This window comes from Brevibacillus centrosporus (assembly GCF_003710815.1).
In the GTDB taxonomy this organism is placed as follows: Bacteria; Bacillota; Bacilli; order Brevibacillales; family Brevibacillaceae; genus Brevibacillus; species Brevibacillus centrosporus.
In genome coordinates, this window is the sequence record NZ_RHHP01000032.1 from 79,153 (window position 1) to 93,481 (window position 14,329).

Annotated in this window: 18 protein-coding genes and 1 tRNA gene; 10 read left to right on the forward strand and 9 right to left on the reverse strand. The window is 49.7% G+C overall.

From position 1 onward, the window contains the following. Positions 1 to 16 precede the first annotated feature (16 nt). From EDM55_RS22910 to EDM55_RS22940, 7 genes are all read right to left on the reverse strand, one after another. Positions 17 to 283, reverse strand: coding sequence for a metal-sensitive transcriptional regulator (locus tag EDM55_RS22910; protein WP_092274839.1), 267 nt, complete (start codon positions 281 to 283; stop codon positions 17 to 19). Positions 284 to 345: 62 nt separating this feature from the next. Then, positions 346 to 828 (reverse strand): DsrE/DsrF/DrsH-like family protein, encoded by a 483-nt coding sequence (locus EDM55_RS22915; protein ID WP_092274836.1) that lies wholly within the window; start codon positions 826 to 828, stop codon positions 346 to 348. A gap of 94 nt (positions 829 to 922) precedes the next feature. Then, the gene (locus EDM55_RS22920; RefSeq protein WP_092274833.1) at positions 923 to 1,714 is read right to left on the reverse strand and encodes a sulfite exporter TauE/SafE family protein; all 792 of its coding nucleotides are present in this window, start codon (positions 1,712 to 1,714) and stop codon (positions 923 to 925) included. A 320-nt stretch (positions 1,715 to 2,034) separates the two neighbouring features. Continuing rightward, positions 2,035 to 2,259, reverse strand: coding sequence for a sulfurtransferase TusA family protein (locus EDM55_RS22925; RefSeq protein WP_092274830.1), 225 nt, complete (start codon positions 2,257 to 2,259; stop codon positions 2,035 to 2,037). Positions 2,260 to 2,304: 45 nt separating this feature from the next. Beyond that, entirely contained in the window at positions 2,305 to 3,456 is a 1,152-nt protein-coding gene (locus tag EDM55_RS22930; RefSeq protein WP_092274827.1) for an MBL fold metallo-hydrolase, read from the reverse strand. Positions 3,457 to 3,490: 34 nt separating this feature from the next. Beyond that, the gene (locus tag EDM55_RS22935; RefSeq protein WP_122961471.1) at positions 3,491 to 4,072 is read right to left on the reverse strand and encodes a sulfurtransferase TusA family protein; all 582 of its coding nucleotides are present in this window, start codon (positions 4,070 to 4,072) and stop codon (positions 3,491 to 3,493) included. Between the two features lie 22 nt (positions 4,073 to 4,094). After that, positions 4,095 to 4,409, reverse strand: coding sequence for a rhodanese-like domain-containing protein (locus EDM55_RS22940; RefSeq protein ID WP_122961472.1), 315 nt, complete (start codon positions 4,407 to 4,409; stop codon positions 4,095 to 4,097). A gap of 229 nt (positions 4,410 to 4,638) precedes the next feature. On the opposite strand from EDM55_RS22940, the gene EDM55_RS22945 reads away from it, so the two are divergent. The 4 genes from EDM55_RS22945 to EDM55_RS31160 all read left to right on the forward strand — a co-directional run bounded on the left by EDM55_RS22945 (position 4,639) and on the right by EDM55_RS31160 (position 8,074). Further along, a complete protein-coding gene (locus EDM55_RS22945; protein WP_092274818.1) occupies positions 4,639 to 5,169 on the forward strand; it encodes a hypothetical protein in 531 nt (176 codons plus the stop codon). A gap of 17 nt (positions 5,170 to 5,186) precedes the next feature. Then, positions 5,187 to 7,349 (forward strand): ATP-binding cassette domain-containing protein, encoded by a 2,163-nt coding sequence (locus tag EDM55_RS22950; RefSeq protein ID WP_092274815.1) that lies wholly within the window; start codon positions 5,187 to 5,189, stop codon positions 7,347 to 7,349. Positions 7,350 to 7,361: 12 nt separating this feature from the next. After that, on the forward strand, positions 7,362 to 7,883 hold the full coding sequence (locus tag EDM55_RS22955) for a GNAT family N-acetyltransferase (protein ID WP_122961473.1): 522 nt from the start codon (positions 7,362 to 7,364) through the stop codon (positions 7,881 to 7,883). Positions 7,884 to 7,948: 65 nt separating this feature from the next. Further along, positions 7,949 to 8,074, forward strand: a complete 126-nt coding sequence (locus tag EDM55_RS31160; protein ID WP_258957874.1) for a hypothetical protein — start codon at positions 7,949 to 7,951, stop codon at positions 8,072 to 8,074. Between the two features lie 126 nt (positions 8,075 to 8,200). Here EDM55_RS31160 and EDM55_RS22960 read toward each other — a convergent pair. Then, positions 8,201 to 8,289: transfer RNA gene (locus tag EDM55_RS22960), tRNA-Ser, on the reverse strand. Positions 8,290 to 8,446: 157 nt separating this feature from the next. Between EDM55_RS22960 and EDM55_RS22965 the strand changes: the two genes are divergently transcribed. Further along, positions 8,447 to 9,163: a pseudouridine synthase gene (locus EDM55_RS22965; RefSeq protein WP_122961474.1), complete on the forward strand. Its 717-nt coding sequence runs from the start codon at positions 8,447 to 8,449 to the stop codon at positions 9,161 to 9,163. A gap of 75 nt (positions 9,164 to 9,238) precedes the next feature. On the opposite strand, the gene tadA is transcribed toward EDM55_RS22965, so the two are convergent. Further along, the gene (gene tadA / locus EDM55_RS22970) at positions 9,239 to 9,724 is read right to left on the reverse strand and encodes a tRNA adenosine(34) deaminase TadA (RefSeq protein ID WP_259676104.1); all 486 of its coding nucleotides are present in this window, start codon (positions 9,722 to 9,724) and stop codon (positions 9,239 to 9,241) included. Between the two features lie 285 nt (positions 9,725 to 10,009). On the opposite strand from tadA, the gene EDM55_RS22975 reads away from it, so the two are divergent. The 5 genes from EDM55_RS22975 (at position 10,010) to ptsP (ending at position 14,305) form a co-directional block, all read left to right on the forward strand. Beyond that, a complete protein-coding gene (locus tag EDM55_RS22975; RefSeq protein WP_092274803.1) occupies positions 10,010 to 10,507 on the forward strand; it encodes a ribonuclease H-like YkuK family protein in 498 nt (165 codons plus the stop codon). Between the two features lie 276 nt (positions 10,508 to 10,783). Next, a complete protein-coding gene (gene glcT, locus EDM55_RS22980; RefSeq protein ID WP_122961476.1) occupies positions 10,784 to 11,638 on the forward strand; it encodes a glucose PTS transporter transcription antiterminator GlcT in 855 nt (284 codons plus the stop codon). 127 nt (positions 11,639 to 11,765) lie between these two features. Next, a complete protein-coding gene (locus EDM55_RS22985; RefSeq protein ID WP_122923880.1) occupies positions 11,766 to 12,260 on the forward strand; it encodes a PTS sugar transporter subunit IIA in 495 nt (164 codons plus the stop codon). Between the two features lie 36 nt (positions 12,261 to 12,296). Then, on the forward strand, positions 12,297 to 12,560 hold the full coding sequence (locus tag EDM55_RS22990) for an HPr family phosphocarrier protein (RefSeq protein ID WP_122961477.1): 264 nt from the start codon (positions 12,297 to 12,299) through the stop codon (positions 12,558 to 12,560). A 32-nt stretch (positions 12,561 to 12,592) separates the two neighbouring features. Next, on the forward strand, positions 12,593 to 14,305 hold the full coding sequence (gene ptsP / locus EDM55_RS22995; RefSeq protein WP_122961478.1) for a phosphoenolpyruvate--protein phosphotransferase: 1,713 nt from the start codon (positions 12,593 to 12,595) through the stop codon (positions 14,303 to 14,305). Positions 14,306 to 14,329: the final 24 nt, after the last annotated feature.

The window sequence follows — 14,329 nt, forward strand, 5'->3', positions numbered from 1 at the left end:
CCTCCTCCGTATGTCCTTAGCGGCTTTTCACCAGCAGCTCGACAGCTTCCTTCACCATTTTCCCCGTGTCCCCTCCTGCCGCCTGTTCTTCCAACAGACAGCGCTGGAGATTTTCCGCCACGATCTGGGCAATGGCGCGGTCAGATGCATTCCGCACGGCAGACAGCTGCGCGACAACGTCCTTGCAGTTTTTCTGCTCGTCCATCATTTTCAGTACGCCGCGAACCTGTCCCTCGATTCTTCGCAGGCGACGCTTGATATCTTCACCGTAGTTGTAGTCCATTTTGAGAAACCTCCCGTTTCAGACAATACGTAGACAGGTATATTATACGAGAAAGGCGACCGTTAAATAAACAGATTTACCTTTGCTTGTGTGGCATCGCCCAGGTAAGCCGCTACCCCCGCGTATTCCATTCCGTCCAGCAATTCTTCCTGCTTTAAGCCCAACAGATCCATCGTCATCGTGCAGGCAACCAGCTTCACTCCCTGCTCCTGCGCAAGCTCAATCAGCTGTGGCAATGTCAAGGCGTTGTGCTTTTTCATGACGTGCTTGATCATTTCTGGTCCCATGCCCATCATGTTCATCTTGGACAAGCCGAGCTTTTTCGCTCCGCGTGGCATCATCCAGCCAAATGCTTTCTCGAGAAACCCTTTGTTCACCTTGACGATCTCGTCCTTACGCATAGTGTTCAAGCCCCAAAAGGTAAAAAAGATCGTGACGTCGTGGTCATAGGCAGCCGCTCCGTTTGCAATAATGAAGGCAGCAATCGCTTTATCTAAATCCCCGCTAAACAGGACAATCGTCGTTTTTTCTTTTTGGTTTTCCATGAAAAGACCCTCCCTTAGACTTTATACCATTACCCCTATAGGTAATTTACACGTGATGGAGAGCTTTTGTAAACGGAAATTTGCAGATTCCCGCCTACAGAAGAATTTCACTCCAAATTTTGATTGCTGTGGCGGCTATCAGGATCAGTAGTCCGTATCGCAACAGATTAATGTTTATCTTGGCACTAACCCTGCTCCCCAGCGGCGCCCCGATGACACTCCCGATCACCGTAAACAGAACGGGCCATACCGGAATATGCCCCGTCGTCAGCTTCCCTAGCACACCACCAATTGCAGAAATGAATACGATAGCGAGTGAAGACGCAATGGTTACTCTGGTAGGGATCTTCAGAACGGTGAGCATGATGGGAATGAGTACAAAAGCTCCGCCTGCCCCTACAATACCTGAAACGATGCCCACCACGAATGCAGACGGAATCGCGATGCCCCGGTTATAGGAAATCTCCTGTGCAGCCTCTTCGCTTCCCTTGTTCTTGATCAGCATGAGGATGACTGCCACTACAGCCAGGATTCCGTAAACGAAATTAATGCTCTCGCCTGACAAATACCGTGAGACAAAAGCGCCAATCAGACTCCCGAAGAGAATGCTGATCCCCATGTCCTTGACCAGCCCTTTGTGAATCAGCGGCGAGCCCTTTCCGTTTCTTTTGCGGAAAGCCAGCACTCCTGACAGCGAGGCAAAGAACACCTGGAACATGGAAATCGAAGAGACCTCCTGCGCCGTGAAGTGAGCCACTCCCAGCCAATCGGGGACGAAGAGCAGCAGCGGGTAATTGATGATCGCCCCGCCGATGCCAAGCAGCCCGGAGAAGAAGGAGCCGATCAGCCCCAGTATCAGCATGAGTACAAACAATAGAACTTCCATACGTCCTCCCTTCATTCTCAAAGATGGCTTGAGAATGTGCTTTCTGCCTTTTCAAATGAAGGATTATCAGGTAAAATCAATTCCAAGTAATTTAATGCGAATAGGGTGATATAAATGATTCGATATTTGAAATCGATCTTTCAACACCGTTGCCCCACCTGCCAAGAACGATTGCATTCTCATATAGATGGATTACGCTGTGAAAAAACATGTCCAAATGGCCATTACAAAGAGGAAACCTACGCCCATTTAGGTGTACGCATCATTTATGAGGATGGGAAATAAGCGAACACGACGCATCGTGCTCGCCTTTTTTCTGTTTAAGACTTTCTCACGAGAAATTTGTATACGCCGTTTTCTTCTTCGTGGGAGATCAATTCATTCTTGGTCTGCTTCACCCACGCAGAAAAGTCGTTGAGCGAGCCTTTGTCCGTCGAGAGAACCTCCATCGTTTGACCAGACTGCAAGCTGTCCAAAGCCTTCTTCGCTTTCACGATCGGCATTGGGCAAGCCATTCCCTTTGTATCTACTATAATATCAGCCATTCTGTATTCCTCCTCTTTATTTTTGACCCTTTTTCTGTGTTGTTTTTATTTATCGTGAACGGCACAGCGATTCGGTCCAATCTCCATTTCTCGCTGCTCATCCTCACTCGGCTTTCTTTTTCCCATGTTGGTTTGTCGAATCTCTTGATACGCATTCGGCTGCGGCGGCAGATTTTCTGTCACTGTTTTGCGGAATACCTCTTCGTCCTCCATTTGCAGACCAGGATTATTTGCAAACAGGTCACCCAAGCGTGCAGATACCACGCCCCTCTCACCCAGCTCTGTATATTGGCCGAAGTGAGCGGGAAGAACCAACAGATGATCCGACAGCTCCCTATATCGATTATACAAAGTATTCCGCAGGTCTCCCACCCAGTCTTCGGCAAGACCTGCCAAGTCAGGACGCCCGATCGAAGCGACAAACAGGATGTCTCCAGTCAGGAAATACGCCTCATCAATGATAAACGATGTACTCCCGATGGTATGTCCTGGAGAATAAATCGGCTGAATGGCGATTTTGGCGTTTCCCACCTGGATGTCGCGTCCTTCCTCCAGCTTTTCGTAGGCAAACGTCACCTCTGCCGCATCCTTCTCAGGGAGCCAATAGGTCGCTCCCACCTGCTCTGCCAGCCTTTTCCCACCTGAGATGTGGTCTGCGTGCAGATGCGTATCGATGGTGTGCGTAATTTTCACCTGCAGCTGTTTGGCAAATTCCGTATACGCCTCTGTCATGCGCAGTGTGTCAATTACAGCGGCCTCACCGTTTGAAACGACCATATAGGACAGACAGCCTTTTCCGATCCGGACAAACTGGTACAGCTCTCCCCCAGCGCGTAGGTCACCGACTTTTACCGGCTCCAGATGCTCGCTCCATGCTTTCATGCCGCCCTGCAAATAATAGACATCCGTTCTGCCTGCCTCAACCAGCTGCTCGGCTACAAAGATGGACGATCCCTCCTTCGCACAGACGACCAACACCTTTTGTCCCTCAGGAATTTGATCTAGAGCCGCTTCTACACCATCGATCAGATCAAAGTAAGGGATGTTCAGCGTATGGATGTTGTGTCCTTCGATTTTCCAATCGAGATAATCGCTCTCGTTGCGTACGTCCAGAATAAACAACGGCTGTTTGTCGAAAAGAATATGCGTCAGTTCATGCGGAGTCATCCGTTGCAAAGCTGCCGTTTGTGTAATCATCTTTTATTTCCCCCTTCATGGTTCTTGAGTTGAATTATTGTTTTTCCGTCGGACCAGTCCAACCTGACATGCCGGGAACGACGTTTTTTACCTGTGGGAAGCCTTTTTCAGCGAGTAGCTGGCACGCCATGTCGCTACGATTACCAGAACGGCAGATGACGAGTATCTCGTCACCTGGATTTAGTTGATCTAGATTCTTTTCCAATACCCCTAGCGGTATCGAAAGTGCTCCAGGAATACGTTGAAAGAGATATTCTGCTGGTTCGCGAACGTCCAGCACGACGATCGGCTCTTTCTTTTGCAGCTTAACCGCCAACTCTTCGTTGGTAATGGTGTTCGGATATTTCGTTTCCAGCTTGGTTTCATTGGCAGTCGCTTTGCGCAGAAAATGCTTGAGCACATCGCCCTCATGAATCGTTCCTAAATACTGATGACCCGTATTTTTTGCCCAGCCTTGCAGATCGGCAAGCGAGCCTTTATCAGTCGCTTGGACCTCAATCACTTGTCCGGGCTGCAGCTGGTCAATGGCCTTCTTTGTCCGTACGATCGGCATCGGACATGCCAGTCCTTTGCAATCCAATACTTGATCGACAGCAATTGTTGATTGATTCGTCATTTCAAAGCTCCCCCTCGTATTTTTATCGCTCCCGTTTTCCTGTCCATGCCAGCATGCCGCCGACCATGTTGTACATTTTGGAATACCCGAGCTGTGCCATGTACTCACATGCTTTGCCACTCCGGTTTCCACTTCGACAAATAAAAATGACTTCCCGATTGTGATCGATTTCATTTGTGCGAGCAGGCAGCTCTGACAGCGGGATCAGCTTGGCGCCTGGTATATGATCATCCTCATATTCATCCGGATTGCGCACATCGATTAGCTGTATTTCTGGATCATGGGACAATCTTTGTTCTACCTGCTCCGTCGTTACTTCTTGCCATCCTTTGTTCATGAAGAGTGCCTCCCTATCGGTGAATTGTAATTTTAGCTTAATACCAATACCCCTATGGGTATAATATTAAGTGGTAGTGTCTTCTTTGTCAACACCTCTCCTTGTCCCTCTTCCTCTTTCCGCAAATGGCCCGATTGAAGCGAAAAGGTCGATAGTTACAGCGACTCTATTTGTTTGTTATAGTGGAAAAAGTGAGATTGGAAATCGAATCCAGTGAAGGTGAGCAAAGATGAGCTACGATTTTTCTGTTTGTGCAACCGAGTTCTACATGCAGAATTACCTAGAGTTTTTACTGGAGAACTACTCCAAACTGAACCTCCCTTATTCATTTCCCGTTACCCTCAGCTATATCGCGAGCCCTGCCTTCATGGAGCAGATCGCTATACTTTGCTATTCCGATGACCACGAAATGATTGGGACGATCGGCTGTATTCTAGGTACAGGAGAGAACGATTACCAGGATACTCACATTGCGCAGATTCAGGTCATTCACTTTTTAGAGCCTTTTCGCCGCACCCTGCTTTTCCTCAGGACGATGCAATTTTTTACGCAGCATCTCGCCCAGCTGCCAGTTGATATCCGTGAGCTGCGTTTTTGGGCACCTTCAGACGATTACCTCCGTCCGCTGTTTTCCAAGCTTGCCAAGCAAACAGCAGTTGTCGAAACAGACCACGGTGGTACTCTCATCGAATACCGTGCCTCTTTTTCGGATTGGCACTCCTATGCGGCCAAGTTCCGGCATGATCAATACTACGACTGATTCCAAGGAGTATCACCATGCTTACCGTCATCAAAAGCCTGCTGAGCTACCTGCGCTCCTACAAGCTGCTTACGTCACTCTTTTTATTGGCCTTGCTGTTTGACCTCACTTTCATTTCCCTTGCACCTTTGAGCTTTACATTCATCATCGACAAGGCAGTTGAACCTCGCGATCTGGACTATTTTTTCTTTATTTTGAAAGTCCTTGTGTCTACCGGTGTCATCTGTATCGGCATGGGAATCTTGAGCGATTATGCGCTTGCCCGCCTTCATACTCGTGTGCAAGAAGACCTGCACAAACGAGTCTTTGAACACATTCAGCACCTTCCTATCAGCTATTTTCAAAAGAATCGGTCCGGTGATCTTGTTGCCTTTTTCTCCGTCGATTTGCCAGCCATTGGGAGAGTCATGAATGTCCTGTTGACGACAGGCATCCAATCGTTTTTCGTCGTGATCGTCAGTACGGTAGTTTTGTTTTATTTACAATGGAGCATGGCTGTGTTGATACTGGTCGGTGCCTTGGTCATCTTTATCGGTCCCTATTTGTTTGGTCCACGCGCACGCAAAGCGAATGAAGACGATTTACAGCAATTTACCCATATGACCTCAGAGCTGCAGGAGAACATGAAGGCGCAAAATGTCATCAAGGGCTACCATCTGCAGGCTGCTATGATTGAAAAATTCAGTTCGCGTCTTCAATTGCTATCGGCTACCGGCTATCACCGACAGCTCGTGAATCAGCAGCTGGAACGAATCCCGCTGATCAGCCTCTTGTTCATCAACCTGACAATCATCGGACTCGGCTCTTACCTGGCTTTGACAGGTAAAATTACTGTCGGTGCGCTCGTCGCTTTTTTTACGATGTATACCTCCATGGGTAATTCCGTCTTTGGCTTGACCTTCATCATCCCCGCGTTTACAGAAGCACGCGTGAGCATGGAGCGCATCGCCGACCTGTTGGCGCAGTCTCGGGAAGCAAGTGGAGAGCTGATCCCCTTTTCTTCGGAAAATCAGTGCCAAGCAGATGTCCACGTGGATCACGTCACCTTTGGGTATGAAGCAAAGCAGCCTGTTCTAAAGGAAGTCAGCCTGCATATCCCTTCTGGCAGCCGAGCAGCTTTCGTCGGCTCCAGTGGCTCTGGGAAAAGTACGATGCTCCAGCTGCTGCTCGGTTTTTACGACCCACAGCTTGGGCAAGTAAAAATAAACGGAGTGAGTCTTGCGGATTGGAACCGGGGTGCCTTTCGGGAGCGAATCGGAGTCGTTTTTCAAGACAACTTTTTGTTTCACGGCTCGATCTATGACAACATCCGAATCAGCCGGCCACAGGCTACACGTGAGGAAGTGATTGCCGCGGCGAAAAAGGCGGAGATTCACGATTTTGTTAGCAGCCTCCCCGAAGGCTACGAGACAATGGTTCTAGACGAAGGAAGCAATTTTTCCGGAGGTCAGCGACAACGAATAGCCATCGCGCGAGCCATCCTTCGCGATCCGCCCATCCTTCTTTTGGATGAGGCAACCTCTGCTCTTGACCCGATCTCGGAAGCTTCCATTAATCGAACCTTTGAAGATCTGGCAAAAGGACGGACGGTTATTTCCGTGACACATCGTCTGGCAGCTATTACGGGGTATGACCAGATTTTTGTCTTTGATCAGGGAAAGCTGATCGATCAGGGAAGCCATCAGGAGATGCTGGATAGTGGGGGATTTTATAAGGCCTTGTGGGAGAAGCAAAGCGGGTTGTTCCTGTCCCAAAATGGGCAGGAAGCGACAATCGATAAAGAACGTCTGTCTCGGCTCCCATTCTTTCAAGGAATTGAATCAGCTATTCTGGAGGAAATATCGGACCTGTTTCAAACCGAAGCCTACACAAATGGGCAGGCCGTCATTCACGAAGGAGACGTTGGGGAAAAGTTTTACCTGATTGCTCGTGGAAAAGTGGAGATCACCAAAGCCGCACCTGACTCAGAAACCGGGGAAATCCGTCTGGCCGTCCTTCAGGATGGTGATCATTTCGGGGAAATCGCGCTGTTGGAGAACGTGCCTCGTACCGCGACCGTAACTGCCTTGACACCGTGTGTCTTTTTGACCCTGCAGCGTAAGGTTCTCTACTATATTTTATCCCGTTACCCGGAAATCGACGCCCACGTGAGAATGACGTTGGCGCAAAGACGTAGCTAGGAGTGCATGTGAATGCTAGGAAAATTCAGGATGTGCACAAGTGACGCGGACTATGCAAAATTTACGCTGTACTTTATCCGCCACCGCAGAGAGTTCCACCCGTTTTTCACCTTGTACGACACACTTTCGCATATTTTTGTCACTCTGCCCCACGCTCGTATTATCCTCGTGGAGGATTTGAACGATGATGTCATTGGGTGGGGGCATTACCAGTACTACAGCGCCGACTATCAGGACGATCCTCAAGGCGAGGTCGTGCTGGTTAATTCCGTCATTCTCGATCAAAAATTCCGAAGCAGTCGACTATTCATCCACGGATTTCGCCATTTAGCCAATCAGATTGCCGAAGAGAATCCATCCATCAAGCTCTTCCAGTTTTCCGCAAGAGAGGATCATCCCTATCTCAACCGTCTGTATAGCAAATTTGCGCAGCCTATTGGCAAAAGAGAAGGATATAACGGCACGGAAAATATTTATTCGACAGAATTTGAGCGTCTGCTATTTTATTTGAATCATCCGAATACCAGGAATTGACGCTATTTCGTCTCCAATGTTATGATTTACATAATATGACATTGACAGAAGGGGGGATTTTTAAAATGTTTCCAATGCCAGGGTATGGTAAAAAAGATATCAAAAAGGGCAGCGGTTTCGGGCGCTTTGGCCTGACTAACCTCTTGAAGCAAAACGAACAACTGAGAACTGCAGCAACACCAGCAAAATAAGCTGTCTTATATGGACAAGCTGTCATCGAGCGATTGCGGTGGCAGCTTATTTGTTTTGTAGGTTCCTGTCAAAAAATGAAAAAAGCACGATTTCACCATTCGGCAAAATCATGCTTTCACAATAAGCGGAGAGAGTGGGATTCGAACCCACGCACGCCTCACGACGCCTAACGCATTTCGAGTGCGTCCCCTTATGACCACTTGGGTATCTCTCCAGAATCGATATTCAGTCAGAAACATTACTAACTATAGCAAATCCACCGTAAAATTGCAAGACTTAATCCTTGGTGTTCCTCTTGATTTGCGAGCTGCATTAGGCCAAACTAATAACCATATACCTGTCCTAGAGTAGAAGAAAAGTGAGGAACACACATGAAACGTGAACGTTTAGATAAAGTACTGGCCAATATGGGTCTTGGCACGCGCAAGGAAGTGAAGGTCCTGGTCAAACAGGGGCTGGTCGTTGTCGATGATGTCGTCGCTACCGACCCCGGCATGCATGTCATTGCAGAAGAGCAAAACATCGTCGTCGATGGAGAGCCGCTCAACTTTAAACGCTGGGTCTACGTTTTGATGAACAAGCCGCCCGGAGTCGTCTCCGCAACCGAAGACAATGTACATGAAACGGTAGTAGATCTTTTGCCTTATGAATGGGCGATCAAGGTGCACCCGGTAGGTCGCCTGGATATCGACACGGAAGGTCTTTTGCTGCTGACCAACGATGGACAGCTTTCCCACAGCCTGCTCTCTCCGAAAAAGAAAGTGGACAAGGAGTACTTCGCAAGAATCGATGGCCGGGTAACGGAGCGCCATGTCGAAGAATTTGCCAAAGGCGTTGAGCTGGAGGACTTCACGACTCTGCCAGCCAAGCTCGAAATCCTCTCCTCCGGTGAAACCTCTGAGATTCGTGTCACCATCATGGAAGGAAAGTTTCATCAGGTGAAGCGCATGTTTGCAGCTTTTGATCTGCACGTGACTTACTTACAGCGCATCCGCATGGGTCCCTTGCATTTGGATTCCGCTCTGAAGCCGGGAGAATACCGCGAATTGACGGATGAAGAGCTGGACATGCTGCAAAACCAGCGATAAAAAACACAAGACCGCTCGGCATCTATGGATACGATGCCAGCGGTCTTTTTTACATGGCCTGCAAAACAGGTGCGCTCAGCCCTCTTTGGACTGCCGTCTCTGACGCAGGGAGCGAAAGAAATCCTTCAGCATTTGCCCGCATTCCTCTGCAAGTACACCTTCGATTACCGGTACCTGATGATTAAATCGCGGCTCCTCCAGCAGGTTCATAAGTGTCCCGGCACAGCCCGCTTTGGGATCGCGTGCACCGTAAACGACTTGCTCAATCCTGCTCTGAACGATGGCACCGGCACACATCGGGCACGGCTCCAGCGTCACATAGAGGGTGCAGCTGATCAGCCTCCAGCCGCCCAGCCGCTCGCTCGCTTCGCGGATCGCGATCATTTCCGCATGGAGCGTCGGATCCTTTTGCGTTTCCCGCAGGTTGTACCCTCGTCCTACAATTTCCCCGTTCCGTACGACGACGGCGCCAATCGGCACTTCTCCGATCGCAGCCGCCTTTTGCGCTTCCTCCATGGCCGCCTTCATATATCGTTCATGCTCTTGCAGATGAGATCCTATCACTGTTCTTTTTACACACCTTTATCTTCATGATTAATCACATGATTTGTAAATGAGGACAAACTATTTTCTTCATCAATTCTTCTTCGTTCCTTTAAGCATACATGGCAGCTTGCTGTACGGAAAGCGAAATGTACTCCTTCTGCCGCTTTCCATCCGACCGCATCGTTTGCTCGATAAGTTTTTTGTCCGACCTGTTCACATACTCTCTGCGAGATTACATACATTAATGATGTACGGATCAGATTTGGAAACTAGAGATTGCCTCTATCTGGAGGGATGTGAGTGGGCTTAACCTCTGCAAATTCTCTGTTCGATTGTTTTCACAGTCCGACTAGAGGGCTGCTTGCCAAGGAGGATGTATTCTCCCATATCGAGCAAACCATCTCGTCAATGGCCGGTCCATTTGAGATTATCGTGGGAGCCGATTCACAGCTCAAAAGCCGTGGAACCTTTTTTGCGCTAGTCATTACGGTGATTCGCCCTGGGCATGGAGGCACCTTTTTCTATCACAAATTCCAGGAAAGGCGTTACTCCTCCCTGCAGCAGCGCATTTTTCAGGAAGCGATGTACGCAGTGGGTCTCGCTACAGAAGTGCGTCAGTACCTCCGTGATCGCCAGCTCGATACCCCTATTCGCCTGCACTTTGACATCGGAGCGAACGGTCCTACCCGTAAGTTTATCCAGTCCTTGCTAAGCCTAGCAGAAACCAACCATTTCCGGGCAGAAATCAAGCCAAATTCCTTTTGTGCTTCGACCATCGCAGACAAATTCACCAAATAACGAGGCAAGCTGGCGGGTTCCCCTTCATAGCCGTCAGCTTGTTTTTTTGGCATTCCCCTGCCCTCGGTGATAGAATTTTGGCTGGTAAAATAGGGCGTACAAGCCCGGTGTACAGGGTGATTGACAACCAGAAAAACGTGAGCTATGATAAAAATCAATTGAAGCGTTTTCACACAGGCGTGTTACTGGTTATGCAGGCATGAGCCGAGAAGATCTTTTTAATTGATAAAAAGGTTTTTTCGGCTCTTTCTTTATGTAACAAAGGTGGTGAACTGGTTGTCCCGAGAACAGGAAAAAGTATATACGATCACACGCGTGTTGAACCACAACGTCGTACTGGTTGAAGAGCCTGACTCCCATCAGGAGATCGTGCTGTTCGGAAAAGGCATCGGATTTAGTGCAAAGCCCGGGAACACCATTCCTGCCCAGGACCCTCGTGTGGAGAAGCGTTTTCGATTGGAAAGTGAAAGTCATCAAAAGCAATATCAAACGATACTCAGTCAAGTAGACCCTGCTGTCGTCGGTATTGCGGAAGAGATCATCGCCTTGATCGCGATTGAGATCACACCGAAGCTGAACGAGCACGTGCACGTCGCCTTGCCTGACCATATCCAGTTTGCTATTTATCGGCTGCGAAATGGCATGGAGATCGTCAATCCGTTCCTGTTTGAAGTACAGACGCTGTACGCAAAAGAGTACGCGCTGGCGAAACGGGCGGCGGATATGATCAAGAAGGCGTTTTCCCTGGATATTCCCGAGAGTGAGATTGGCTTTTTGGCCCTGCATATACACTCGGCAATCAGCTATTTGCCCGTAAACAAGGCAGTTCAATTTGCCAACATCATCAGCGAGCTGGTGTCCATCGTCGAACAGCGCACAGGCCAAACCATCGAACGCAGCACAGTCGATTATGTTCGCCTGATCACTCATTTGCGATTTGCCGTAGAGCGTATCCGTCAGAAAAAATCGATTCAAAATCCGTTGCTGGACCGGGTCAAAACCACGATCCCGGACGCTTACGAGCTTGCCTCTGAGCTGGCTGATTACATTTCAACCCGACTCGAAGTGACAGTACCTGAAGACGAAATTGGCTATATGGCCATGCACGTCTATCGTTTGCTACAACAATAAATTGATCATAACCTGCGTGTTACTAGGTTCGACTAGGCATGAGCGGTTAGAACATACGGACATAGTATAGATGTCCTGTGTTTAACCTGCTCATGCCTATTTTCGTTCAACGCAAAAGGAGGAACTTATGCTACGCGGTTTGTTTTCCCGTAAGAAACAAGAAGAAGTCACTTTTCTTGCACCACTGACAGGCGCGATCGTGCCTCTTTCCGAGGTGCCAGACCCTGTTTTTGCCCAAAAGGTAGTCGGCGATGGTGTAGCGATTTTGCCATCCGAAGGGCTCCTGCTCGCTCCGATTGACGCCAAAGTCACTCACCTGTTCCCTACTCATCATGCGATTGGTTTAACCAGTGACTCCGGTCTGGAGATTCTCATGCACATCGGGATTGATACCGTCAAATTGAAAGGCCAGGGCTTTACTCCCTTCGTATCTGTCGGTGATCAAGTCAAAGCTGGCGACAAGCTGATCGAGTTTGATGCATCTGTCTTGAAAGAAGCCGGTTGCCCGATTGTCACTCCGATCGTGATTACCAATGGCGATGTCGTAGCAGAAAAGAACGTCGTAGCCAAAGCTGACGTGCAAGCTGGTCGCGAGCCGATCATGACCGTTCTTCTCAAATAATAATCGGCCACGAGGCTCATGTAACAGGAGGTCCCCATGATTCAGTTTCAAGTAACCGTAACGGTCGAGGGCGGGCTGCATGCTCGTCCGGCTGCTCTCTTCGTTAGCCGCACGTCCCAGTCCCAATCCAAGATTACCTTGAACAAAGGGGAGAAAATAGCTGACGGTCGCAGCATTCTCGGCATCATGACCTTAGGTATTTCCCAGGGTGATCATTTGACCATTCAAGTCGACGGCTCTGACGAAGAGCGTGTCGCGGCTGAAATCCAACAGCTTTTTCAGCAGGAATTCGCAAGCTAATCACACTCCAGAAAGAGGACGGTGAGTTACTTATGTTAAAAGGTATTCCGGTCTCTGCTGGCATCGCTATCGCTCCCATCGTCCGGCTGTCTCAGGATCAACCAATTGCGCACGAGACAGCCATCTCTTCTGCTGATGTAAGCAGCCACCAATCCCGTCTCGCACAAAGCATCGAGCTTGCCCGCCAGCAGCTGGAGCAACTGAGAGTGCAGACGGAAGAACAGCTCGGAGCAGAAAAGGCAGCTATCCTGTCCGCACACCTCGCGTTCTTAGACGATCCCGCGTTCACAGGGGAAATGAATAGCGCCATTGAAAGCCAGCTTCTCAGTGCTTCCGCAGCCGTTTCACAGGTAGCCGATCAATTCATCTCCCTGTTCGAGAGCATGGACGATGCCTACATGCGCGAGCGAGCTGACGATATTCGCGATGTGAGCAGACGCCTCATTCGCAACCTTTCCGGAGAAGAATCATCGGTGAGCTTCCCGGAAGAGCCGTTCATCCTCATTGCCGTAGATGTGACCCCTTCTGAAACCCTGCAGCTGCCTCTGTCGCACGTACGGGGCATCGCAACGGTAAAGGGAGGCTCTACCTCGCACGCAGCCATTTTAGCGCGATCACTTGGCATTCCCGCTGTGATGGGTGTAGGGGAGGCTTTGTTTTCACAAATGGAGTCCGAGACGCTGCTCATTTTGGACGGCGCCACTGGCCAGCTGTACCCCGCTCCCGACGAGGAAACTCGCAAGCGCTACGAGGCAAAGGCAGAAGAGGAAGCCATCGAGCGAGTTGCCTACGAAGCTATGAAGGACCTGCCTGCAAAGACCCTCGATGGTCACCGTGTTCATCTGATGGCGAACATGGCTGTCCCGGAAGAAGCAGATGCGCTGGTCGCATCGGGAGTAGAAGGGATCGGGCTGTTCCGTTCCGAGTTTCTGTTTATGGACCGCAGTACCCTTCCTGATGAGGAAGAGCAGTTCCAGGCTTACAAGCGTGTAGCCCTTGCCTTTGGCGACAAGCCCGTGATTATCCGTACCTTGGATGTGGGCGGCGACAAGCACTTGCCTGCTCTCGCTCTCGAAAAGGAAGAAAATCCGTTTCTCGGCTTCCGAGCCATTCGTATTTCGCTCGCTCGGCCAGAGCTGTTCCAGGTTCAGCTTCGCGCTCTGCTGCGTGCCAGTGCTTTTGGCCGACTGCTCATCATGTTTCCGATGATTTCTCACCTCGAGCAGCTTCGCGCGGCTAAAAGCATCCTGGAGCAAGCCAAATCGCAGCTTCGCGAGGAAGGCGTCGCGTTTGACGAGAACATCGCAGTCGGTATGATGATGGAAATTCCGGCGGCATGCCTGCAGGCAGATGCGTTTGCCAAAGAGGTCCAATTCTTCAGCATCGGCACCAATGATCTAGTGCAGTACACCTTGGCCGTCGATCGCATGAATGGGAATATCGCTGACTTGTACAGCTATTACCATCCGGCTGTTCTTCGTCTGATCTCCCAGGTCATCGAGGCCTCGCACCGTGCTGGTATCTGGACAGGACTGTGCGGGGAAATGGCTGGCGATCCTGTCGCAACAGAGCTGCTGCTCGGACTCGGACTGGATGAGTTCAGCGGAGCTGCATCCGTCATGCCAAAAGTCAAACAACGCATCCGCACCACAACAATAGAGCAAGCCAAACGTACCGCAAGCCACGTCCTCACTCTTTCGACTACCGAAGACGTCATTGCGTTTTTGAACAACAAAGCAGAGTAACTGTTTTGTTGTTTTACCCCAGAG

What these genes read in the sequence shown, in the direction of transcription:
- EDM55_RS22910 (WP_092274839.1), bottom strand. Translation starts at nt 283, where the DNA reads ATGGACTACAACTACGGTGAAGATATCAAGCGTCGCCTGCGAAGAATC.
- EDM55_RS22915 (WP_092274836.1), bottom strand. Translation starts at nt 828, where the DNA reads ATGGAAAACCAAAAAGAAAAAACGACGATTGTCCTGTTTAGCGGGGAT.
- EDM55_RS22920 (WP_092274833.1), bottom strand. Translation starts at nt 1,714, where the DNA reads ATGGAAGTTCTATTGTTTGTACTCATGCTGATACTGGGGCTGATCGGC.
- EDM55_RS22925 (WP_092274830.1), bottom strand. Translation starts at nt 2,259, where the DNA reads ATGGCTGATATTATAGTAGATACAAAGGGAATGGCTTGCCCAATGCCG.
- EDM55_RS22930 (WP_092274827.1), bottom strand. Translation starts at nt 3,456, where the DNA reads ATGATTACACAAACGGCAGCTTTGCAACGGATGACTCCGCATGAACTG.
- EDM55_RS22935 (WP_122961471.1), bottom strand. Translation starts at nt 4,072, where the DNA reads ATGACGAATCAATCAACAATTGCTGTCGATCAAGTATTGGATTGCAAA.
- EDM55_RS22940 (WP_122961472.1), bottom strand. Translation starts at nt 4,409, where the DNA reads ATGAACAAAGGATGGCAAGAAGTAACGACGGAGCAGGTAGAACAAAGA.
- EDM55_RS22945 (WP_092274818.1), top strand. Translation starts at nt 4,639, where the DNA reads ATGAGCTACGATTTTTCTGTTTGTGCAACCGAGTTCTACATGCAGAAT.
- EDM55_RS22950 (WP_092274815.1), top strand. Translation starts at nt 5,187, where the DNA reads ATGCTTACCGTCATCAAAAGCCTGCTGAGCTACCTGCGCTCCTACAAG.
- EDM55_RS22955 (WP_122961473.1), top strand. Translation starts at nt 7,362, where the DNA reads ATGCTAGGAAAATTCAGGATGTGCACAAGTGACGCGGACTATGCAAAA.
- EDM55_RS31160 (WP_258957874.1), top strand. Translation starts at nt 7,949, where the DNA reads ATGTTTCCAATGCCAGGGTATGGTAAAAAAGATATCAAAAAGGGCAGC.
- EDM55_RS22965 (WP_122961474.1), top strand. Translation starts at nt 8,447, where the DNA reads ATGAAACGTGAACGTTTAGATAAAGTACTGGCCAATATGGGTCTTGGC.
- EDM55_RS22985 (WP_122923880.1), top strand. Translation starts at nt 11,766, where the DNA reads ATGCTACGCGGTTTGTTTTCCCGTAAGAAACAAGAAGAAGTCACTTTT.
- EDM55_RS22990 (WP_122961477.1), top strand. Translation starts at nt 12,297, where the DNA reads ATGATTCAGTTTCAAGTAACCGTAACGGTCGAGGGCGGGCTGCATGCT.
- ptsP (WP_122961478.1), top strand. Translation starts at nt 12,593, where the DNA reads ATGTTAAAAGGTATTCCGGTCTCTGCTGGCATCGCTATCGCTCCCATC.